We start from the raw sequence: 22,851 nt of genomic DNA on the forward strand, positions 1-22,851 counted from the left end.
ATGCAAATATTTTATTAAAATAATAAAAACCCCTTCAATAGGATGAAGGAGCTTTGGGACTTTACTTGTTTACACTATAGGTTCTATGGTAGATACCTTTTCCTTTTGTTTCGAGTTTTTCTACACTAATAAAGTGTTTATCTACAAGGAATTCGAGATATACTTCAAGATCCACTGAGTATACTTTTAACTCGGGAATTTCCATCATCTCCCCGAATGTCCAAGAACCACTTCTTTGAGATAGAACATTTAATATATGGTTAGCTCCACGTTTTGCTCTAGAATGAATGAGAAATTCACTTGCAAGGAAGAGAAGCTCCAAACGTTTTTCAAGTGTCTCTTCACTTTCTAAGAGTTCAATATATAATTTATAAATTTGTGGATCAATTTGTTTTACTTGGGTCCAGACGGTTATTTCAGGATGAAAGCCATTTTCAATAATAGCTAGCCGTGCTAGATGATGAAGTGCATGAATGACATAATTATAGGCATCTAAATGTTGGTTTGCATTAAAAAATGCCTTACCGTCCTGGTACCGACGAATTAGTTTGGCAAATTCGATTCCCATTTTAATTTGTCGTTCCACTGCCGGAAATTCATGCAGCTTGTTCCTCAAGTCAGTAATATATTCATTTCGATCAAATAGAACTTTTCCGTTAATAATCCAGTCTACGATTTTTCGATTAGAACCGAATAAAAGCCATTCTTTTAATTGACTTTCTTTTACTGTATACAAAGTTGCTTTGTTTTTATTGTAGTCATAATGTTTAATAAACACATTTTTCTCTGCCTCTTTAACGATTACGAGTAAGGCTAAGTCAAAGTGATCCGTATGTGTAAAAGCATCCTTCCCCTTTTCGATCAGAATAATCCCTAGCGTATTGGGTTGGCTTGCTCTTTCTTGGTAAAGAGGTCGAAGTAAATCCTCCATTTTTGATTTCCTCCATTCAAATCCATTGCTAATATATTTCGACGCACCAAAAATAAAACCCTGCACATTTTATGTAGAATCTTTTTTTATTTTTATCTTTCTTTTTTTATTGTATAGTATAGAAAGGAGGTTAGATTAACAATGGGTGTAAAATATTCAAGTAAAATTAATAAAATTCGTTCTTTTGCTCTTGCTCTGATCTTTGCAGGATTTATTGTCATGTACGGGGGAATCTTCTTTAGAGAAAATGTTGTCTTAATGACAATCTTTATGATTCTTGGTCTCATTTTTATTTTAGCAAGTACCGTGGTATATTTCTGGATCGGCATGCTTTCAACTCGAACCATCCAGGTGGTCTGTCCTTCTTGCCAAAAGCCAACTAAAATGTTAGGCCGTGTGGATGTGTGTATGTACTGTAAAGAACCATTAACTCTTGATCCAGAGCTTGAAGGAAAAGAGTTTGATGAGAAATACAATAGTAAAAAATATCAAAAAGTAGAAAAAAGCTGACAGGATGACCTGATCAGCTTTTTTTAGTGTGCTGCTTTCTTTTGACATTCTTGACACGAGCCGTAAATTTCCATTCTATGATGACTAACTTTAAAGCCAGTTACATGTGCAGCCAACGCTTCCACTTCATCTAAACCTGGGTAATGGAAGTCCACAATTTTACCACACTCTTCACAAATCACATGATAGTGTTGTGTCGTGATAAAATCAAAACGGCTCGATGAATCTCCGTAAGGTAATTCCTTTACTAAACCAACTTCACGGAATACACGAAGATTGTTGTACACAGTAGCGACACTCATGTTAGGGAACTTTCCTTCAAGTGCTTTATAAATATCATCTGCAGTCGGGTGACTCATTGAATGAATTAGATACTCTAATATCGCATGACGTTGCGGAGTGATTCGAACTCCGGATCCTTTCAACGTATCAAGCGCTTCTTTCAAATGATTGTCTGACACCGCCATGCACCTCTTTTCTAGTAAACATTATTACTTTATAATCCTTATAATTAGTGTATCTTGCTTACACTACTTTTGTCAACATATCTACCATTACTATATGACTAATCCCATTAAAATACGCTTATTTTACTGATTATTTCATTGATGGAGTGTAGGTTCACCATGGCCAAGATTATGGTTAACATAACGCGCGGCAACAAATAGAAAATCTGATAAGCGGTTTAAGTAAGAATTCACCAATGGATTTACATCTTCCCCAATAGCTAAAGCGTTTCTTTCAGCTCTTCTCACTATTGTTCTTGCAACATGAAGGGCTGCTCCCGCTTGACTACCACCAGGTAAAACAAAGTTTGTAAGCGGAGGATTCTCAGCATCCCATTTATCAATTGTTTCTTCCAATAAGGTAATGTCCTCTTCGGATACCTTCCACTTTACTTCCTTCCCTGCAGGTGTCGCTAACTCTGCACCGACGTGAAACAAGGTCGTTTGGACTTTTTTAAAAACCTGCTCAAGCTCTTCTTTGCCTTCGAATTGAAGTTCATGAAGGTGACTTAAGGCTAATCCAATCATGGAATTTGCCTCATCACATGTTCCATACGCTTCAACACGTAAATCTGTTTTTGAAACCCGCTGCCCATATACCAATGAGGTTGTCCCTTTATCCCCTGTTTTTGTATAGATTTTCATCTTAATACCCCCGGTTCAAGTCAATTTTATTGATAAATTCACTGCCACCTTGCTTAAATATATGAAGGTTTTTTTCAAAAATTTCAAAGGATCTTGGTTGATAAAACTTAGACTTACTTGAAATATGCGGGGTAACGGTCACATTTTCAAGTGTCCAAAATGGATGATCACTTGGAAGTGGTTCCTGTTCAAATACATCTAAGACTGCATGTGCAATCTTATTGGACTGTATCGCTCGTAGTATAACCTCATCTTTGACTAAATCACCGCGTCCAATATTAATGAAAACGGATTCCTTTTTCATTCGGTCAAAATGGGTATCGTTCAGAATATATTTTGTTTCGTTCGTGCTTGGCAGAACCGACACTAGATAGTCGGCTTTCTCGCAAATATAATTAAGCTTATCGAATTGGACCATTTCATCTATGTATTCATGCTTGTTTCCACTACGATTTACTCCGATCGTTTTCATGTTAAAAGCTTTCGCTAATCGTGCAATTTCGCCGCCGATGGCACCAACACCTAGGATTCCAATTGTTTTCCCATGAAGCTCGCCAACTGGAAAATGAGTAAGTCGATCCCAGCTTTTACTCTTTTGTTGCTCAACAATGATCATATTCTTCTTTGTGACATGTAGCATCATCGAAAGCGTGTATTCAGCCATCGGAATTTTGTGAATGCCTCTTACGTTTGTAACGAGGATTCCTTTTTCCTTAATCGCTTGAAAAGGCATAAGCTCAAGTCCCGCTGAAATCACCATGATCCATTTTAAGTTATTGGCCATTTCAATATGCTCTGGGGTTAAGTCTTCCCCATATGTAAGTAAGATGTCTGCGTTATGTAGTTCAGGTAAGGCTTTTTCAATATCCTCACAATAGATAAATTCTTCATCCGGAAACGCCTTATTCATGTTTTCAGTAACTTCCTCGATTGGAATAAATGTTGATAAAATTCGCATAATTACGCCTCCTTCCTTACTATAGTATCAAGTTTGGTGAAAAGGTGGAAGCAAAAAAAGGTGCGAGATTTCTCTCGCACGAAAATACGCTAACATCTGAGGAGGTATGCCCTACACTTATAAGATACGTACATTATATGGAAAGTGTATGGACGTTTGACACTACCTTTAAAAAATAGGCGTTAATCGGTCCACTTGAAGTATTTTAATCCAATAACTGTGGATACAACTAAAATCCCTAATAAGATTCCGATATCAAGAAATGCATCTGTTGTGAAAAGTGTTCCATTCCAGCCATCCCTTAAAACATTCACGACATATGTGAGTGGTACGATGGTAGCAATTTTTTGAAGAACCTCTGGATACGTTTCTACCGGGATGGTTGCACCGGATAAAAACATCATCGGATACATCGCAATCATGGCGACTCCTAATGCTGTTTGCATCCGCTTTGTCACACTTGAAACGATAAAGCCGATTGAGAAAAATGTGATGGAACTAAATGTTAAGGCTACAAAAAATTCAAGAGGATGTACGGTTAACTCTGATCCAAATCCAAACTTTGCGATTAATAAGATTTCAATTGCGCCAACATAGATGGCAATAAATCCTTTTAAAATTGTTGCCGTAAAAATGGCATTTTGGTTAATGGGTGTTCCTTTTAAACGTTTGTAAACTCCTTTTTCACGGTCAATTACGATTTGAAGCCCCATTGAGAAGAAGGCTGTTGTGAAAATAATGATGGCAATCATGCTTGGAATATAAGCTTGAAAGTAGTTAAGTCCTTCGTAAGTGTTTGATTCAAACATGAGTCCAAATACGATAAAGCTGACAGCTGGCACGATAAAGGTAAACAGTAAAGCTAATGTCTCGCGAAAAAATAACCTTAATTCCATTTGTGTATGAGTAAGAATTGGTTGCATGTGTTTTTCCTCCCTATTATGAAACAGCATATTTTAAATAAACATCTTCCATCGTTCCTGCACCTTGCAAGTAAAAATCGATTAAATTCTGTGGTTGGTCACAGGCTACTAATTTTCCTTTTTTAATCATCGCAATTCGGTCACAGTGCCTTTGTGCTTCATCCATATAATGTGTGGATAAAAGGATCGTTTTTCCTTCATCACGATAGCGATTGATGCATGACCAGAGGTCGTGTCTTGCTTGTGGGTCTAAGCCGGTCGTCGGTTCATCGAGAAAGATGAGCTCTGGGTCGTTTACGAGTGCTAATGCTAAGGATGTGCGTTGCTGCCAACCACCTGATAGATTCTTAACATATTTGTTTAGATAAGGTTTAAGCCCGAGTGTTTCAATGATTTCCTGTAAGTCTCGCTTTTTATCGTAATAAGAGCTGAATAGTTTCAAAGCTTCCTTGACTTTGATTCGGTCATACAGGGCTGTTTGTTGAAGCTGGATTCCAATTTTTTGCTTAATTTCATTTGAGGCTTCTTCGACGTTCATGCCAAGGACTTTTACTGTTCCTGAATCTGGTTTGCGAATGCCCATCATAATTTCGAGGGTAGTTGATTTCCCGGCACCATTTGCACCGATGATTCCAAGTACCTCTCCTTTTTTAACTTGTAGTGTAATCCCGTCCACTGCTTTAACGTCTCCATAGCTTTTTGATATATTGGTAAGTTCAATCACATTCATGCTAAGGTCCTCCTTCTACTTTCACTTTGCTTTGTTATCCTTATCATAGACAGCGAACCTTAACTCAACCTTAAGTGAGTCTTATATCATTATTAAGATTAATGAAAAAAGCAAAAAGCTTGGATTATACATACAATCCAAGCTTTTTACGATATCTATGAAATTGTGAAAAAACACATCATATTCCGATTTCTAACATTTTCTCTGTAACTTCCTCAACTCTACGATCCATATCCGTCCCGTCAAACTTCGGAAGCTTCAACTCAGTCACAATACTTCCGTCTCTCATAAACAGAATACGTTCAGACCGTGCTGCAACCTTCACATCATGAGTGACAAGCGTAACCGCGGTGCCGTCTGCATTTATTTCGGAAAATAAGTCCATAATCTCCTGCGCAGATTTTGAGTTAAGCGCTCCAGTTGGCTCATCACCAAAGATAATGTCCGGACCATTCATAAGTGCACGACATATTCCTGCACGCTGAAGCTGTCCTCCCGAAACTTGGGTAATGTCCCGCTTTTCAAGCCCTGCAATTCCCACTCTCTTCATTAGTGAGCTAGCTTTCTCTGAAATCTTTGCAGCGTTTTTTCGATTATCACGCATAGATGGCAGAATGATATTGTCAATAATGTTTAAGTTTTTCAGCATCGTCGGCTGTTGAAAAACGAATCCCATTTTATTCCGACGTATATCCGAAAGCTCGTTCTCCGAGCACGCCGATAAATCCTTACCGTCAAAAAGGACCTTACCACCATTCACACGATCTGTTCCACTTAGTGCAAACAATAGCGTTGATTTTCCAGAACCTGAGGGTCCCATAATCGTAACAAACTCACCCTTGTTTATTTCAACAGATACCCCATCAAGAACATTACGCTGTTCATTTCCTTCACCGAACATTTTTACTATATGATCACCGATCAGAATCTTCTTCATTTGCCTACTCCTCCTATTCCTTAATATGTTCGGAAATTTTTATTTGTCCTGCATTCGATGTGCCGAACATTGTTGCAAAAAGAACCATGACTGCCATCATCAGCGGACTAAGCAGATAGGCTTGAATCGGATTAACCATAAAATCAAAAGACGATGCTCCAAACGAAGAGATAAGCAGGCCCGCAAAGACCTCTCCGAGTGTGTTCGCAAGAAGCGTTCCGAGTACAATTCCGACAATCAGTACAAAAAACGATCGTGAATAATACTGTACCTTAATATCCGAATTGCTAAAACCGAGGGCCTTCAATACGGCAATGGAATACCTGTCCTTTGCAATCAGCATCTTCATGAACAACAGTGTAACCAGTATCGTGATCACCAGCGCAACTGCAATCGCCGAGTATGCAGCCATTTCGACCGCACTGATTGTCGATCCTAGAGTTTGAGTAACAAATTCATCGATGTCTGAAGTCTTCGCAAAATCGAACTCGTCCGAGTATGCCGAAACCTTGCTGTCTACAAGTGAAATATCTGAGAGTTTGACGCAGATGATGGTCCACATGATGTTTGCTGAACTGTCGGAGAATACTGCCTTTGCAGTTTTACCACCATTGGTAACGTCCGAATATATGCCAGTTACCGTAAGTGCTTTTTCATTTCCCTCACTCAAGAGCGTAATGATATCCCCGACTTTTTTCCCCATCTCTTCAGCATTTATAGATGAAACGGCGATTTCATTATCACGGACAGGTTCTCTACCTTCAGCATACTCGATAGGAAATACCGAATGGTCACCGAGCTCAACTTTTATATTTTCCTCTGTTCCGTTATTTGTTTTTACTTTGAAAGTCTTGGTTGTCATAACAGCATACTTTGAAACGGAATTGTCGTGCTCTACCATATTTACGATTTCGTCCGTTTTATCAGAATTATTGGTCTGAATGCGGAGATCATAGCCTCCAATTCCCATATATTGAATGAAGCCTTTTGATGATATCGTGTTGTACAGGTTCTGCGGAACAATAATGATAAATGACGCAATTACAAGAACTATCAACATTGTTGTGTAAAGTCCCTTTCGCGCGAGAACATCCTTAATTCCAAGGAATATATTCGTGTTGAACCATCTGTTTTGATATAAAGAAAAACGCTTTGCGCTAGCTTTCTTTTCCTGAGAAGTCCCAAAGCGGATGGCCTGTGCAGCGGATATTTTTCGGAATTTCTTCAATACAAAGTTTACATAAGCCACAATTGCTAGAAATACAATCAGAATGCCAATGATTCCTAGAACTATTGCATAAGAAGTATTTTCACTTTCCCCCATATACAGCCGAATATTTTCAAGAAGTTTGCCTTTTAATAAAAGTGAGAGAATAAACCCAAGAATACTACCAACCGCAGCTATGCTTACGTATTTTGCCATATAAATTTTCTTTATGTCAGATAGGCGAAGCCCTATTGCTTTCATCACTCCAATTTCACGGTAGTCATCTTCGATTTTTGCAAGTAGCGTAAAGCGTATGCTCATAAATGCGATGGCAACAACTAGTGCGCTTATCAGAAGGATTACAGCAATCATCATCCCATCAGAAATGGCGTTCATCATTTTAAATAGAGTATAAGTCACGGTTGGTCCATTCGCTTCAATTCCTGCAGATGCATATTCCGACTCAAATTCTCCTATTTTCGAGAAATCCTTTAATCTAAATTCAATCAGATACTCGATATTTCCAAGATCCTTTAGCTCTGCGTAATCCTGGTTGCTTACGAGAAATCGCTTGGATGCAGAGAGCGAGGAATTCATGGTCGAATCACGGAGAAATCCCGCTACGGTAAATTCCTTCCCGCTTATTACTGCCGTATCACCGATCTTTGTAGTGTTGTCCCTCATATAGGCAACTGGAACATAAATCTCTCCATCTGACACATTGATGATGTTCCCGTTAAGATCAAGAAGATAATCGAATTTTTCATTTTGGATGCTTAAGCCGTTATCCTGAACACTATTCGCAAGCGAGTTGTCTCCTAAAATGATCTGTGAACCATCCATACCTAGGAACTCCACAATCTGGTGTTCTTCGACAATATCATTTTCTTCTGCAAAAGAATGAAGTCGATTTCTATCTATTTCACCCGCATGCATTTGCATAAAATGTGGCGCTTCGGCTTTTGTCATTAGCGCATCTAGCGCACCTGTTAAATTAACGATGAGTATCGCCGCGAGTGAAACAAGCATGGATGCTGCAGCGACAAAAATCATAGTGGTAAATGTTATGACTTTGCTCTTTACTATGTCATTTCGAATTAGTCTAAAATACATATGTCACCTCTGTTTTAGCTTCTTGAGCAAAATTTATTTACTTTTCACGCTACCAAACATTTGCATAACGCTCATAAGGCTTCCACGTTTAGCACCGAGTAGCCTTTCTCCGTTGAATATTAACGCTTGTATCCGTGAGGCACGTTCCTCATTGGTCATCTCTACTAAATCATCATCCAAAACGATATTTGCATACGTAACAAGCATTTCCATACATTCATACGGATAAGGCGTGTTAAACAGTCCGGTTTCAATGCCCTCTTGGATGATACCTGTCAGGATGGGCGTTACTCCGTTGATGATGACTTTTTGTATTTTCTGATGCATAAGTGCGTTCTGTGGCTTGTGAATGTGATCCATCATTTCCTGATTGCTTCCACCACTTATATTCATTGATAAAACAACGCGTATCATACGCTCAATGACAGGAATACTCTTGTCTGCTGCTACTTCCTGTGCTGTGCTTATAAGTCGATTACTAAACCTGTCAATTAAAGCATCCATCACATCTTCCTTTGATTTGAAATGATAATAGAGTGTTCCCCGTGCAATTCCGACCTTTTTGAGAATATCGTTCGTACTCGTTCCATCAAACCCCTTTTGACTGAACAGCTCGTCAGCAGCATCCAGTATTTCGTTTCTACGTTCATCTGCTTCTTTTCTCAAGTTTAGTCCTCCTTTATAGACCGACTGTCTGTCTATTAAATGATAGCAATCTACTTTTAAGGATCTACCTGTTATGCGTTAAGGTTTTGTAAAGATTTGGGTATTTTTCCAAAATAAAAACAGACCAAATCTGTTGGTCTGTTCACGACAATTGAGCTATTTACTCAATGGGGAGTTCGATTATAAAATTTGTTTTACCTATCTTTGGTGAGGTGTCAACTTGAATGGTTCCGTCATGGAGTTCGATAATTTTTTTAGTGATGGCGAGGCCAAGGCCAGAGCCCCCATCATTCTTTCTGCTTTTATCCCCTCTTACAAATGGCTCAAATAAGATTTGGGCAATTTCATCACGGATGCCGACGCCTTTGTCACCGACTTCAATGAAGATACTAGTTTCTGTTCGATTTAATCGAAGGTAAATCTCAGTCCTCTCTGGATTGTATTTATTCGTATTTTGAAGGAGATTCGATATGGCTCTGTTGAGTAGTTTCGGGTCGAAACGAACCATTATTTTTTCATCAGGAATATCGATATCTAGCTCCATTTTCTTTTCTTCAAATAAATCAAAGTGCTCCACAATGACCCCACGGTAAAATTCACAAATGTCTTTAAGGTCTTTCTGAATGGGAACATCTGGGCTATCTAATTTAGAAAACATAAAGAGCTCATCAATTAAGGATGTGACCCGAATCGATTTGTCGTAAATGTATTTTAAGTACCTTTCCGTTTGGGCTTCATCAGATACTACACCTTCAAATAGCGCTCTGGAATATCCTTGAATCGTCGTAATTGGCGTTTTTAGATCATGAGAAATATCGGCAAGCATTTGCTTTTTGCTTTCTTCTAATCTCGTCATTTCACGATTTTTCTGCTCTAATTCTTCTGCCGTCCGTCTTAAGTTTTCACTCATTTCCTTGTATTTAATTGATCCCTTTATCATAAAAGGGAGAATGCTTCCACCAAATAGGGGTGGACCTAAATTTAGAATCGCGTAATACTCTCCGGAAAGGACAACCTGGTAGATAAGGATTATACCAAAAAACGTGAACAGGCCACATAAGACATACATCCATTGCATGGGTAGTCGCACGATCTGATACACAGGAATGAAAATCATGTAAATGTACAATGGATCATACATAAACCCAAATACTAGAATAATTGAAAGTTGGACAAGAACAAACGCAAGTATGTGCTGTGAGCTCCAGTACGCATGCCTGTATGCGACAACAAACGCCACCATTAATAACAAGCCAATTAGTAATTTCCCTTGTGATTCTTGAAATAGAAAGAAGAGTGGAAAGATCAAGTTGGCAATATATAAAAATGGTATGATCCCTTCTTTTTCAGGAAAAATCCGATTTAATAGTTTTTTCATGTATCTCTTCCTTATAGGAGTCTATTTTGGGTTGTCAAATTTATAGCCTAATCCTCTAATCGTTTTTATGTAGTTCGGTTGTTTCGGATTTTCCTCAAGCTTTTCTCGTAGCTTTGAGATATGGACATTGATTGTGTTGTCCTCCTCGCCACCCAAGTAATAATCATCCCATGCTCGCTCAAAGATTTGTTGTTTCGTATAAACCCTTCCAGGAGAACTCATTAATAATTCAAGGATGCGATATTCGATTTTGGTGAGCGTTATTGTGGTGTCTCCTTTAATAGCCGAAAACGAGCTTTCATCTAAAATGATATCACCTACTTTTAACTGAAGGCTTTCACTTGTGGGTGCAGCCTCCTGCTTGTAGCTATAACTTCTTCTAAGCTGAGCCTGGACCCGTGCAATCACTTCGAGTGGATTAAATGGCTTTGGAATGAAATCATCTGCTCCAAGTCCAAGTCCTAAAATTTTATCGTTATCGTCATTCTTTGCAGAAATAATGATGATGGGGATATGCAGGTCTTGTCTCACTTTTTTAATAAGTTGGTAGCCGTTAATGTATGGCATCATTAGGTCAACAAGCATGAGATCGATATTTTCAGTTTGAATGATTTGTAGCGCTTCTCGGCCGTCAAAAGCTTCTAGGATTCTATAATTCTCCTTTTCCAAATAGAGACTAAGCAGCTCTACAATCTCCGGCTGGTCATCCACGATTAAAATGGTACGAATCATCAGAGTACCCCCTTCTTCCATACAATTTCCATTTTTATTTTCAGTATAGCAAAAATTAATTGAATCTTGGTGAATTTTTTTGTGGGTTCGTTCATTTGTGACGCAATTAGCATGCTTATTACTTTGGCTGGTGCCGGAAGTACTCGCTTGCAGTACATGTTTTTCGGTTTTTCCACCTAGCATGTACCGTGTAACCCTTCTTGCGGGACATGTCTTTTGGGTTTTCCCCCTTGCATGTACCGTGTAACCCTTCTTGCGGGACATGCTTTTCGGTTATTCCACCTTTGCATGTACCGTGTAACCCTTCTTGCGGGACATGTCTTTCGGGTTTTCCCCCTTGCATGTACCGTGTAACCCTTCTTGCGGGACATGTTTTTCGGGTTTTCCCCCTTAGCATGTACCGTGTAACCCTTCTTGCGGGACATGCTTTTCAGATTTTCACCCTTTTATGTACCGTGAAACCATTCTTGCGATACATGATTTTCGGTTATTCCACCTTAGCATGTAACGCTAGATCCTTTTATCTCATGACATTTGGAATTTATTTGAAGAAACCATTTGATAAAAACACTTTATGCTATGACTTTTGGAGATTATTGTAAAATGCCACAGCATAACCGATTTATATCGCATTACCTTTGGAAATTACTTCAAAACCCCATGTCAAAACCTCACTATCCACCTCAAACACTAAAACACCACACCATATCCCCACCCAAACAAAAAAGCCGCCCAGATAATCAGTTTCCACTGACTTTCTGGACAGCTTTTGTCATGCTAGCTTATTTTAATTCAGCTAAGATTTCTTCGATTTTGGCAAGCTCAGATTGTAAGCCGCCACCGCTTAAGTACCATAGGACACCATCTAAATACACGATCTTTTTGTTTTGATATGCTTGTGTTTTTTGGATGATTTTATTTTCCATATCTTTATCGATATTTGATTGGCCGCCTACTGCTGCTGTACGGTCGATAACAAACAATACTTCTGGATCAAATTCAAGAATGGCTTCAAAACCGAAGTTAGATCCGTGAGAAGATGATGCGATATCATTTGTAACTGGCTTAAAGCCGTAAATATCATAAATATAACCAAAGCGAGAGTTTTGAGCGAAACCAGATAATTTCCCTTCATTGTACATCGTCACTAATGAAGTTTCATAGTTGGCAGATAAGGCTTTCACTTCTTCTAAAGCTGCATCAATTTTTGCAATTTGCTCTTTTGCTTCAGCTTCTTTATCAAACATCTTGGCAGCAACATTTACAGAAGCCAAGAATGTGTTCCAGTAGTCATCCTGAGAAGTTCCCACGAACACAACAGGAGCGATTTCATTCAACTCTTCGTAATAAGGTGCTTGTCGACTAGAAATGAAAATGACATCTGGGCCAATTTCGGCAATATCTTCAAGTAACGGTTCTTTTAACGTTCCTACATTTACATAATCATCGCTAGCATATTCTTCAAGACTAGCTGGTAAACTAGAATCTTGTGGAACCCCAACTACACCTTCAACGCCAAGCGCATCTAATGTATCTAAGAATCCATAATCAAAAACAACCATTTTTTCTGGCAAAGCATCAAATGTTACATCTTCAAAGTTGACAGTCCCTGCTTCTTCACTTTCAGCTGATGTGGTTGTTGGAGAAACTGTCATTGGATATTGACCTGGTGCTTTATTTGGTGTTTGTTCTCCTGCCACATTATCCTTTGTTTTTTCCTTTGTCGCCTCATCGTCATTCCCACATGCCGTAAGCGCTAACGACAGTGCTAAAACTGCACTTGCTACTTTCCATTTTTTCATGTATATACCTCTCCTTTTTATCCATTATGTATTTTAATCAGAAATGAGAATCATTATCATTGATAACAATTCTCATTATAAAAGCATATCGAACTTCCGTCAATACAAAATGAACAAATTCTTCAAAACTTTTATTCAGCACAAGAGCAAAGATTAAGAACACCACTTCCTCACCCTAAAAAAAGACCTAGAGACTTGATTCCCTAGATCTTATGCATGTGAATTGAAGTAAACGCAAATACGACAGCCATTTTGTTCTTGGATTGGAATATCCATGTCGTAGATTTCGCGTAAAGCATCTGAATTAATAATTTCATGGGTTGGCCCATTTTTAACCAACTTGCCGTTTTTCAATGCGACAATTCGATCTGAATACACAGATGCAAAATTAATATCATGTAAGACTATCACAACGGTTTTTCCAAGCTCATCCACGAGCTTACGCAAAATCTTCATAATTTGGACAGAGTGCTTCATGTCCAGGTTATTCAATGGCTCATCAAGCAACACATAGTCCGTGTCCTGTGCAATAACCATCGCGATAAATGCACGCTGTCTTTGTCCACCTGATAATTCATCCAAAAATGTATCTTGAATATCGAGTAAATTCATATATTCAAGAGCTTGGTTAATGAATTTTTCATCTTCATCAGTAAGGCGACCTTTTGAATAAGGATAACGCCCAAATGCAACAAGCTCACGAATCGTTAAACGTACATTTAAGTAGTTGGATTGCTTTAGAATTGAAACACGTTTTGCGAACTCAGATGACTTCCACTTTTTCACATTGTTTTTATCAAGTAAAACTTCACCCGTATCAGCATCTAATAATCGACTTACCATAGATAGAAGCGTGGATTTACCTGCACCGTTCGGACCAATGAACGATGTAATTGTACCCGGCTCAATGGTCACAGAGACATCTTCGACTACAGGCTTTTTTCCAAAATACTTCGATAATCCTTTGATTTCAATCATTGTGCTGACCTACTTTCTTTTAATAGTAAGAAAATGAAGTAAATACCACCAATAAAGTTAATGATGACACTTAATGTGGTACGTAATTCAAAAATATGTTCAACAAGGAACTGCCCACCCACAAGGGCGATGATACTCATTAAGCTTGCCCCTAAAATTAATACGGAGTGTTTATACGTCGTTAAAAATTGATAGGCTAGATTCGCTACAATTAAACCGAAAAATGTAATCGGACCAACTAGTGCAGTTGAGGTTGCAATTAATACCGATGACAGAATTAAAACGTTCATTACCATGCGGTCATAATTGACACCAAGGTTCATCGCATTTTCACGGCCAAGTGACATAACATCTAACTTATCCATAATAAGATAACCGTAAATAAAGGCAAGAAGTAAAATACCAATTGCAATATATAAAAGCTCCGCCTTTACATTTGTAAAGGTTGCGAATAAGCGACTTTGTAGACTTAAATATTCAACTGGGTCAATCATTACCTGTAAAAACGTAACGAGACTTCCTAATAGTGTTCCAATAATCATCCCAATTAATAGAAGTAAATAGATCGGATGCTTATCAGACCGGAATAAGAATCGGTACAGGATGAGTGCAAATAATACCATCGCGGTAATGGCTGCGCCAAAGTTTAAATACTTATTTAACACCCAAATCGACATTGAACCAGCAAAGAAATAGATTAAGGTTTGGACGACTTCATACATCGAGTCAAGCCCCATCATGGATGGAGTCAGAATTCGGTTTTGCGTAATCGTTTGGAATACAACCGTTGAATATGAAATTGCGATTCCGGTTACAATCATTGCCGTAACCCGAGTCATCCGTTTAGGGAAGGCATAATCAAATCCACCTTTTAAATCATAAAATCCATATAGCAAAACACAAATAATGGCAAGAACGGCTAAGAGAATCAATTTTTTACTATTTCGCATATGCTCTCCCCCTAAACAACATGATTAAGAAGATCGCACTGCCGATTACTGCAACCGTTACATTGACAGGAATCTCGTATGGATGGACAATGACTCTACCTAAAATATCGCAGATTAATAGAAATACAACCCCTAGTGCTGCTGTATGAGGAATCGTCTTCCGCAAATTATCTCCTAAATAAAGCGATACGATGTTCGGTACAATTAATCCTAAAAATGGAATGACTCCAACCGTTAATACAACAGTTGTCGAAATAATAGCTACGAGGACAAGACCAATATTTAAAACAACTTTATAGCTTAATCCAAGGTTTTTCGCAAAATCCTCGCCCATACCAGCAACTGTAAATTTATTCGCGAAAATATACGCCAGAATAACAGCTGGTATAGCAACATATAAAAGCTCATAACGACCTGCGATTACCAATGTGAAGCTTCCCATTAACCAGGATGAAATGTTTTGAATTAGGTCTGCTTCATATGCAAAAAATGTTGCAATGGATGATAAAATATTTCCGTACATAATCCCGATGAGCGGAACGAAAATGGCATCCTTGAATTTAATTTTATCTAATATTTGCATGAACAATAGTGTACCAACTAAAGCAAATATAAAGCTAAAAATAATTTGTTGTGTATAGGACACATTTGTAAAGAACAGCATTGAAAGTAAGATTCCAAGCTTTGCTGCATCTAATGTACCCGCAGTTGTTGGGGATACGAATTTATTTCTACTTAAGCTCTGCATAATTAATCCTGCAATACTCATCCCTGCTCCCGCTAAAATGATCGCCATTAAACGAGGAACTCGACTAATCAGGAAAATTTGTGTTTCATCTGATTCCCAATTGAGTAAATCCATCGGTGTGATATTAATAGCTCCAATAAATAACGAAATGAAGGAGAGAACAATGGCAGCGATTATTAACATCCATAGTCTCATTTAAAAATCCTCATAACATGTATTTTCTTAGTGTGATAAAGTGAAACTTCAATCAGTGGGGGTTTTCTTCATCCCACACTGATTGTTAGTTGAACCAATCGGGCTTTTACGGGCAGTTATCTCAACCTATACTTCTCAATCTTGCTAAGTTTCAGGGGGATTACTGCCCGTTAATGCGGGGCAAATGAAAACGATTATCATTACTAATAACTTCATTATAAGTAATGAATATTGTAAAATCAACCTTCAAATAGGAAAACGAGTGGCTCGGATTACGCAACCCGTTCCATTACGAAACGCTGTCCCCACTTACTTTGTAGGGATATCCCGGTGAGGTTTCGGGAGTATTTTCACAAAAACTTCATAAATTATGATAGATTTTCCTTTATGTACGTGAGAGCTTCCTCAACATGACCTTTAACGGAAACTTTACGCCACTCTTTGACGAGATTTCCTTCTTTATCAATGATGAAGGTAGAGCGTTCAATACCCATGTATTCCTTGCCGAAGTTTTTCTTCAGCTTCCAGACTCCATATTTTTCTGCTACTTCGTGCTCTTCATCTACTAGTAATAAGAATGGAAGATCGTATTTGTCGATGAATTTTTTATGGCGTTCTAGTGGATCTGTGCTAACACCAAGTATTACAGTGTCAAGCCCGGCAAAGCTTTCGTGTGCGTCTCTGAAATCACAAGCCTCTGTCGTACATCCTGGTGTCATATCTTTTGGATAAAAATAAAGGACAACATTCTTCCCTTTAAAATCTGCTAATGAAACTGTTTCTCCGTTGCTTGCTGTTGCAGTAAATTCAGGTGCTTTTTTTCCAATTTCAATTGTCATCGTTTTTACCTCCTGTTTTTTTCCTTTTAAGAATAGGTTACATAATTTCGAATCGATATACAAATAACTGGATTTGTTCCTATTCGATTTAGTGCTAAAATAGAAACGTTGAGTTCAAAGCTAGGAGGATTAAAATAGATGAATCATTCAAAATCAGAAGAACTATACAGTGAAGCACTCGAGCATATCGTTGGAGGTGTAAATAGTCCATCCCGTTCGTATAAAGCGGTTGGCGGTGGTGCACCAGTGGCAATGGAACGTGCAAAAGGTGCTTATTTTTGGGATGTTGACGGAAATAAATACATAGATTATCTAGCTGCATACGGTCCAATCATTACCGGCCATGCTCACCCACATATTACAGAGGCGATTACAAAAGCGGCTGAAACTGGTGTTTTATACGGAACTCCAACACCACATGAAGTAAAGTTTGCAAAAATGCTGAAGGAAGCTATGCCAGGAATGGACAAAGTGCGCTTTGTCAACTCTGGAACAGAAGCGGTTATGACGACAATTCGTGTCGCTCGCGCTTATACAAATAGAACAAAGATTATAAAATTTGCTGGCTGTTATCATGGGCATTCCGATCTTGTACTAGTTGCTGCAGGCTCAGGTCCTTCAACTCTTGGAACTCCAGATTCTGCTGGTGTTCCTAAGAGCATTGCCCAAGAGGTCATCACCGTTCCATTCAATGACATCGAGCCGTTTAAAGAAGCCCTTGCAAAATGGGGCTCCGAAATCGCGGGTGTTCTTGTTGAACCAATCGTTGGGAACTTCGGCATCGTGGAACCGAACGAAGGCTTTTTAGAACAAGTACTTGAGCTTTCCCATGAGGCTGGCGCACTCGTCATTTTTGATGAAGTCATCACAGCTTTCCGCTTTATGTATGGTGGCGCACAAAATCTATTAGGTATCACCCCTGACTTAACTGCCCTTGGAAAAATCATCGGCGGCGGACTACCAATCGGCGCATACGGCGGTAAAAAGGAAATTATGGAACAGGTTGCCCCACTAGGCCCTGCATACCAAGCTGGAACGATGGCCGGAAACCCAGCATCCATGCTTTCCGGAATTGCTTGCCTAGAAGTCCTTCAAGAAGAAGGCTTGTACGAAAAATTAGATCAACTAGGTGCGATGCTTGAAAAAGGAATTCTTAAGCATGCTGCTACCTACAATGTGCCGATTACGATTAACCGATTAAAAGGTGCATTGACTGTTTTCTTTACGGAGGAAAAAGTAGAGAACTATGAGCAAGCTGAGAATACAGACGGAGAAATGTTTGGCCGCTTCTTCAAATTAATGCTGAGCCAAGGCATTAATCTTGCTCCATCCAAATATGAAGCATGGTTCCTCACCATCGCTCATACGGAAGAAGATATTGTGGAGACGTTACAAGCTGTGGAATATGCTTTTAAGAATCTATAAATTGAGTTGAAGAACCTGCCGGGTGGCTAACGGGTTCGGTTTTGAAGTAGAAAATGTAAAATAGAAGCATTAATAACGTGTGTTTTAGCGAACATTTTACAGAGATTCTGGTAACAGATTTAGCAAAAAAAGACATCGATTTATCGATGTCTTTTAATGATTTTATTTAGCGTATCCAACTACTTTTCCAATGAATTTTTCTTCTTTTAGTATCATCATTTTGCCTCGAAACCAATCATCTCCGATTAAATAGTATTCATCATCTGAGAGTTTTACTTCTCTCATACTCCTTTCGAAAATTTCCATCATACCTTTTTTATCGTAATCTTTATCCATCATTTCCAAATAACCTTTTTCATCCAAACCAAGTCTATGTGCTTTACCGTAAAATGTATCTAACTTTTGACCGTTAATATAAATCTGTCCTTTAGTTATTTTTATTTTTTCACCAGGCAAAGCAACCACTCTGGATATGTCTTTTTCTCCACCCTCATTATCGAAAAAAACAACATCTCCTCTCGAAATATCAGCCACACTGATGTTTGTCTCAATCGTTAGAGTTTTATCAAAATAATCGTGATTACCTCTGTCCATATTATCGGACATATGGTGATGTGTTATCATTTCGGAACCAAGGTTTTCAATAACCGTAACATCTGGGGTTGTATTTTCATCTGTAAGTGTCTCTGATGATCCATTAATGGAACAACCTAAAATAATTAAGACTGTAAATACCATTAAAATGAATACAAGAATTTTTTTCACCTCGTCACTCCCTTTTAGAATATCCACCATCTTTTTTTACAAATTATACCATAGACAAGTATTATTTACTTGGCTAATTGATACCTAATTAGCAGACGTTTTATTATCAGATCCAGACTGCTGAGAGACAGCAGGCTCACGTTATTTGCTATGCTAATTTATCTGTTAAAGTGGATAAAATATAAAGTAAAATCCCATTAAATCAATGAAAAAAGGTAAACTAATTAGCTTACCTTTTTGTATTCTCAAATCTGAACCCGTTACCGGGTGGCAGGTTCTTTTTATTTTTGGGGTGTTGATTGGGAATTGCGCTTTATTTTTGATATTTGCGCGTTATTCTGCGAATTTGCGCGTTATTTATGATATTTGCACTTTCCATGGGAAATATGCGTCTTTCTCTCAATTTTTGCGTCTCAGTCAGCTGATTTGCTTCCTCATTTAAAAATCTGCTTCTTTATCTATCCTTTCAACTAGGACATGTTTCCCTTGCTATACGCATAAAATCATTGTATGATACTGTATTGGTTTAGATTATGCAGAAAAAGCTAAGTATAAGATGATGTTTAAAAAGTCCGGTAAAAAATGACACACTGAAAGAGGAACTTCGACTAAATGCCGACACGTCCTGTGTCGAACGTCGAAGTCACCACATCCTGTTGGAAGCTCGTTGGCTTGCTTTTCCGCTCCTCACGTATAAATATCATACGTTCCGGTGCTCAAAGCTTCGCCGCCTCGAACTTTCGACGCACAGGATGTGCTAGTGTCGACAATGCCACAGGACGTGGCGTTATTGTCGACGTGGTCCTTTTTATCCTCCTTTTTAAACAGAAATTTTAAGAAAACAGCTTTTTTATAGAAAGGATTCGAAAAAATGAAATTTGGTGCCCGCATGCTAAAAACGGGAATTGCCATCACACTTGCATTAATGTTAGCGAAACTTTTGGATTTGCCTTCGCCCGTATTTGCAGGGATTGCGGCTGTTTTTGCGATTCAGCCTTCGATTTACCGCTCTTATTTGACGGTGATTGAACAGGTTCAAGCAAATGTTATTGGTGCGATCTTTGCCATTTTATTTGGATTGTATTTTGGCAATAATGCATTTATCATTGGACTTACCGTCGTTCTTGTTATTGCGATTAACCTAAGGTTTAAAATGGAAAAAACAATCTCAGTCGCAATCGTAACGGTCATCGCGATTATGGAAAGTCCGAGCGAACAGTTCGTTCAGTTTGCCAGTTTGAGATTCCTTTCCATTTTACTGGGGATCCTATCGGCATTTGTTGTGAATCTCGTTTTTCTCCCACCTAAATATGAGAAAAAACTATATGACGCAATTGTCGAGCAATGTGAGGAAATTTTCAAATGGGTGCGAGTTAGTACAAGACATGCTTCTGAGTACAATACATTAAAAGATGACATCGATAAAATTAAAGAAAACATTATTCAGATTGATCAGCTATTTCTCCTTTATAAAGAGGAACGGAATTATTTTAAAAAAGTAGAATATGAAAAGTCTAGAAAGCTTGTTTTGTTCCGACAAATGATTACTTGTACAAATCGAGCATTGGATACACTAAAAAAACTGCACAGGCATGAAAATGAACTGCAGGAATTGCCGATTCCGTTTCAGCAATTATTCGTAAAAGAAATCGACGACCTCCTCCATTTTCATGAGCAGATCTTGTTAAAATTTGTGGGTAAGGTAAAGGTTCAAGCTCCTGAAGAATTAATAGAGGATTTTTCATTCGATCGAAAAAAAGTCATTGATACATTGTTCTCCTATCACCGTCCAGGCGATGAAGAACACGAAGAAGCCTGGTACCATTTGATGACACTTGTTTCAGCCATCTTTGAATACTCGGAACAACTCGAGAGATTGGATACGTTGGTAGATAGCTTTCAAAGTTTCCACAACGAAGTGATTGTGGAGGAAGCAAATAAAGAGTAAAAAACAGCTAACACGAGTTAGCTGTTTTTCTATTGCTTCATTTTGGGATCCAGTGCATCCCGCAATCCGTCACCCATTAAATTAAATCCAAGCACGGTCAGCATAATGGCGATTCCAGGAAAAATCATTGTCCACGGAGCCTGTGTTAAGTAATTTTTTGAATCCGCAAGCATCTTCCCCCATTCCGGATTTGGTGGCTGTGCTCCCATTCCAAGAAAGCCAAGTGCTGCAGCTTCAATAATGGCTGTTGCAATGGCCAGGGATGCCTGGACGATAATCGGAGCCATGCTATTTGGCAAGATATGTTGAAATAAAATTCTTCTGTCTTTCATCCCAACGGCCCGGGCCGCAGTAATATATTCTTCTTCCTTAACACTTAACACCCTCGATCGAATCAACCTTCCGAAGTTTGGTACATTAATGATGGCGATGGCAATTAGCGCATTGCGCAGTGATGGTCCAAGAATCGCAACAATGGCAAGTGCTAATAAGATGCTTGGAAATGCTAGTAAAATATCAAACATGCGACTAATTAAGTTATCTACCCAGCGACCGTAGTATCCGGCAAGAATGCCTAGCAAGCTACCAACAATGGCTGAACCTAATACCGCAAAAAAGCCAACCCGCAATGAAATTCTCGCCCCATAGATAATCCTTGATAAAATATCCCTTCCAAAATCATCGGTTCCAAGCCAATGTTCACTGGATGGCGGCTGAAGGCGATCAGCCAAATTTTTATCATCAATCCCTTGAGGAGCGATGAGCGGTGCAAAAATGGCAAGAATAATAAATAAAAATACAATACAAGTCCCAACAAGGGCTAATTTATTTTTTTGAAAGCTTCGCCACGCTTCCTTCCATGGTGACACAGCCTCATCACTTTTTTTCAATGGTACATCCGTTTGTGTTAGCTCTGCCATCTGATCACCCCTCCCTAGCGATATTTAATTCGCGGATCGATAACCGCATATAAAAGGTCAACGATTAAATTAATAAAAACAAAGAAGGTCGCAACCACTAAAATCCCTGACTGAATCACCGGATAGTCGCGGTAATTGATGGCTTCATAAATATATCGTCCAATACCAGGCCAGCCAAAAATGGTTTCTGTTAGGATCGCTCCTCCAAGCAATAAACCGGTTTGTAATCCGATGACCGTTAAAACAGGAATAACTGCATTTTTCAAAGAGTGCTTGTACACGACCCAGAACATTTTCACTCCCTTTGCACGTGCTGTTCGTACAAAGTCTGACCGCATGACTTCTAGCATGCTTGAGCGAGTGATCCGTGCGATTATTGCCATTGGAATAGTGGCTAGCGCGAAACTTGGGAGAATTAAATGCTTTAAAACGGTTACAAATTGGTCCGTTCTCCCGTTAAGTAATGTATCGATTAAATAAAGGTTTGTGACCGAGTCAACCGGGTCACGCACATTTTCCCTACCCGTCGTTGGCAGTAAATCTAATTGCAAGGCAAACGCCCATTGCTCCATTAAACCTAACCAAAAAATAGGCATGGATACACCAATTAAAGCAAGTACCATTGCAATGTAATCGAACCATGAATTTTGAAACCAAGCACTTATGATACCTGCGTTAACGCCTATTACAATTGCAATAATCATGGCAACAATGGTTAACTCAATTGTAGCTGCAAGATATGGCCAAATCTCTGCACTTATGGCTGTCTTAGTCCGGATTGATTCCCCTAAATCACCAGTCAATAGCCCTTTTATATACTCGAAATATTGGATATACAACGGTTGGTCCAGTCCCAGTTTTGTGGTTAGTGCGGCAATGGACTCCGCTGTAGCGCGCTGGCCAAGCATGATTTGTGCAGGATTTCCCGGGATTAGGTGAATAATGGAAAAGACGACAAGTGTCATGCCAATTAACACTGGGATGACCATTCCGATTCTTCTAAGCGTATATGTGAACAAGGTTATCACCCCTTTTGTTTGAAAAA

General features: G+C 38.8%; 22 protein-coding genes. 3 read left to right on the plus strand and 19 right to left on the minus strand.

Translation table 11 applies throughout. The features are described from left to right. Positions 1-61 precede the first annotated feature (61 nt). Positions 62-931 carry a nucleotidyltransferase-like protein gene (locus tag RGU12_RS08340; protein ID WP_309535656.1) on the minus strand — a complete coding sequence of 290 codons (870 nt, stop codon included), beginning with the start codon at positions 929-931 and terminating at the stop codon, positions 62-64. A gap of 141 nt (positions 932-1,072) precedes the next feature. Here RGU12_RS08340 and RGU12_RS08345 point away from each other — a divergent pair, with 141 nt between their 5' ends. Next, the gene (locus RGU12_RS08345) at positions 1,073-1,441 is read left to right on the plus strand and encodes a YgzB family protein (RefSeq protein ID WP_309535657.1); all 369 of its coding nucleotides are present in this window, start codon (positions 1,073-1,075) and stop codon (positions 1,439-1,441) included. 23 nt (positions 1,442-1,464) lie between these two features. Here RGU12_RS08345 and perR read toward each other — a convergent pair whose 3' ends face one another. The 15 genes from perR to bcp all read right to left on the minus strand — a co-directional run bounded on the left by perR (position 1,465) and on the right by bcp (position 16,748). Continuing rightward, positions 1,465-1,908: a peroxide-responsive transcriptional repressor PerR gene (gene perR, locus RGU12_RS08350; protein WP_396232315.1), complete on the minus strand. Its 444-nt coding sequence runs from the start codon at positions 1,906-1,908 to the stop codon at positions 1,465-1,467. Between the two features lie 135 nt (positions 1,909-2,043). Further along, a complete protein-coding gene (locus RGU12_RS08355; RefSeq protein WP_309535659.1) occupies positions 2,044-2,592 on the minus strand; it encodes a cob(I)yrinic acid a,c-diamide adenosyltransferase in 549 nt (182 codons plus the stop codon). 1 nt (position 2,593) lies between these two features. Continuing rightward, positions 2,594-3,550: a D-2-hydroxyacid dehydrogenase gene (locus RGU12_RS08360; protein WP_309535660.1), complete on the minus strand. Its 957-nt coding sequence runs from the start codon at positions 3,548-3,550 to the stop codon at positions 2,594-2,596. 182 nt (positions 3,551-3,732) lie between these two features. Then, positions 3,733-4,473: an ABC transporter permease gene (locus RGU12_RS08365; protein ID WP_309535661.1), complete on the minus strand. Its 741-nt coding sequence runs from the start codon at positions 4,471-4,473 to the stop codon at positions 3,733-3,735. A gap of 16 nt (positions 4,474-4,489) precedes the next feature. Continuing rightward, positions 4,490-5,203, minus strand: coding sequence for an ABC transporter ATP-binding protein (locus RGU12_RS08370; RefSeq protein WP_309535662.1), 714 nt, complete (start codon positions 5,201-5,203; stop codon positions 4,490-4,492). Between the two features lie 178 nt (positions 5,204-5,381). Further along, positions 5,382-6,140 carry an ABC transporter ATP-binding protein gene (locus RGU12_RS08375; RefSeq protein ID WP_309535663.1) on the minus strand — a complete coding sequence of 253 codons (759 nt, stop codon included), beginning with the start codon at positions 6,138-6,140 and terminating at the stop codon, positions 5,382-5,384. 13 nt (positions 6,141-6,153) lie between these two features. After that, the gene (locus tag RGU12_RS08380; protein WP_309535664.1) at positions 6,154-8,460 is read right to left on the minus strand and encodes an ABC transporter permease; all 2,307 of its coding nucleotides are present in this window, start codon (positions 8,458-8,460) and stop codon (positions 6,154-6,156) included. 33 nt (positions 8,461-8,493) lie between these two features. After that, the gene (locus tag RGU12_RS08385; RefSeq protein WP_309535665.1) at positions 8,494-9,126 is read right to left on the minus strand and encodes a TetR/AcrR family transcriptional regulator; all 633 of its coding nucleotides are present in this window, start codon (positions 9,124-9,126) and stop codon (positions 8,494-8,496) included. Positions 9,127-9,286: 160 nt separating this feature from the next. After that, a complete protein-coding gene (locus RGU12_RS08390) occupies positions 9,287-10,504 on the minus strand; it encodes a sensor histidine kinase (protein WP_309535666.1) in 1,218 nt (405 codons plus the stop codon). Between the two features lie 21 nt (positions 10,505-10,525). Then, a complete protein-coding gene (locus RGU12_RS08395) occupies positions 10,526-11,236 on the minus strand; it encodes a response regulator transcription factor (protein ID WP_309535667.1) in 711 nt (236 codons plus the stop codon). 782 nt (positions 11,237-12,018) lie between these two features. Continuing rightward, positions 12,019-13,038 (minus strand): siderophore ABC transporter substrate-binding protein, encoded by a 1,020-nt coding sequence (locus RGU12_RS08400; protein WP_309535668.1) that lies wholly within the window; start codon positions 13,036-13,038, stop codon positions 12,019-12,021. 210 nt (positions 13,039-13,248) lie between these two features. Beyond that, positions 13,249-14,016 carry an iron ABC transporter ATP-binding protein gene (locus RGU12_RS08405; protein ID WP_309535669.1) on the minus strand — a complete coding sequence of 256 codons (768 nt, stop codon included), beginning with the start codon at positions 14,014-14,016 and terminating at the stop codon, positions 13,249-13,251. Beyond that, positions 14,013-14,966 (minus strand): iron chelate uptake ABC transporter family permease subunit, encoded by a 954-nt coding sequence (locus RGU12_RS08410; protein WP_309535670.1) that lies wholly within the window; start codon positions 14,964-14,966, stop codon positions 14,013-14,015. The genes RGU12_RS08405 and RGU12_RS08410 overlap by 4 nt, the downstream gene beginning before the upstream one ends. Next, positions 14,956-15,909: an ABC transporter permease gene (locus RGU12_RS08415; protein ID WP_309535671.1), complete on the minus strand. Its 954-nt coding sequence runs from the start codon at positions 15,907-15,909 to the stop codon at positions 14,956-14,958. The genes RGU12_RS08410 and RGU12_RS08415 overlap by 11 nt, the downstream gene beginning before the upstream one ends. Before the next feature lie 368 nt (positions 15,910-16,277). Beyond that, positions 16,278-16,748 carry a thioredoxin-dependent thiol peroxidase gene (bcp, locus tag RGU12_RS08420; protein WP_309535672.1) on the minus strand — a complete coding sequence of 157 codons (471 nt, stop codon included), beginning with the start codon at positions 16,746-16,748 and terminating at the stop codon, positions 16,278-16,280. 138 nt (positions 16,749-16,886) lie between these two features. On the opposite strand from bcp, the gene RGU12_RS08425 reads away from it, so the two are divergent. Further along, positions 16,887-18,173 (plus strand): glutamate-1-semialdehyde 2,1-aminomutase, encoded by a 1,287-nt coding sequence (locus tag RGU12_RS08425; RefSeq protein ID WP_309535673.1) that lies wholly within the window; start codon positions 16,887-16,889, stop codon positions 18,171-18,173. A gap of 162 nt (positions 18,174-18,335) precedes the next feature. Here the strand turns inward: RGU12_RS08425 and lepB are convergent, their stop codons facing one another. Further along, positions 18,336-18,938 carry a signal peptidase I gene (lepB, locus tag RGU12_RS08430; RefSeq protein ID WP_309535674.1) on the minus strand — a complete coding sequence of 201 codons (603 nt, stop codon included), beginning with the start codon at positions 18,936-18,938 and terminating at the stop codon, positions 18,336-18,338. An 871-nt stretch (positions 18,939-19,809) separates the two neighbouring features. Between lepB and RGU12_RS08435 the strand changes: the two genes are divergently transcribed. Then, entirely contained in the window at positions 19,810-20,886 is a 1,077-nt protein-coding gene (locus tag RGU12_RS08435; protein WP_309535675.1) for an FUSC family protein, read from the plus strand. A gap of 29 nt (positions 20,887-20,915) precedes the next feature. On the opposite strand, the gene nikC is transcribed toward RGU12_RS08435, so the two are convergent. Beyond that, a complete protein-coding gene (gene nikC / locus RGU12_RS08440) occupies positions 20,916-21,806 on the minus strand; it encodes a nickel transporter permease (protein ID WP_309535676.1) in 891 nt (296 codons plus the stop codon). A gap of 14 nt (positions 21,807-21,820) precedes the next feature. Further along, a complete protein-coding gene (locus RGU12_RS08445; RefSeq protein ID WP_309535677.1) occupies positions 21,821-22,825 on the minus strand; it encodes an ABC transporter permease in 1,005 nt (334 codons plus the stop codon). Positions 22,826-22,851: the final 26 nt, after the last annotated feature.

Source organism: Ferdinandcohnia sp. QZ13 (assembly GCF_031324165.1).
In the GTDB taxonomy this organism is placed as follows: Bacteria; Bacillota; Bacilli; order Bacillales; family Bacillaceae_L; genus Ferdinandcohnia.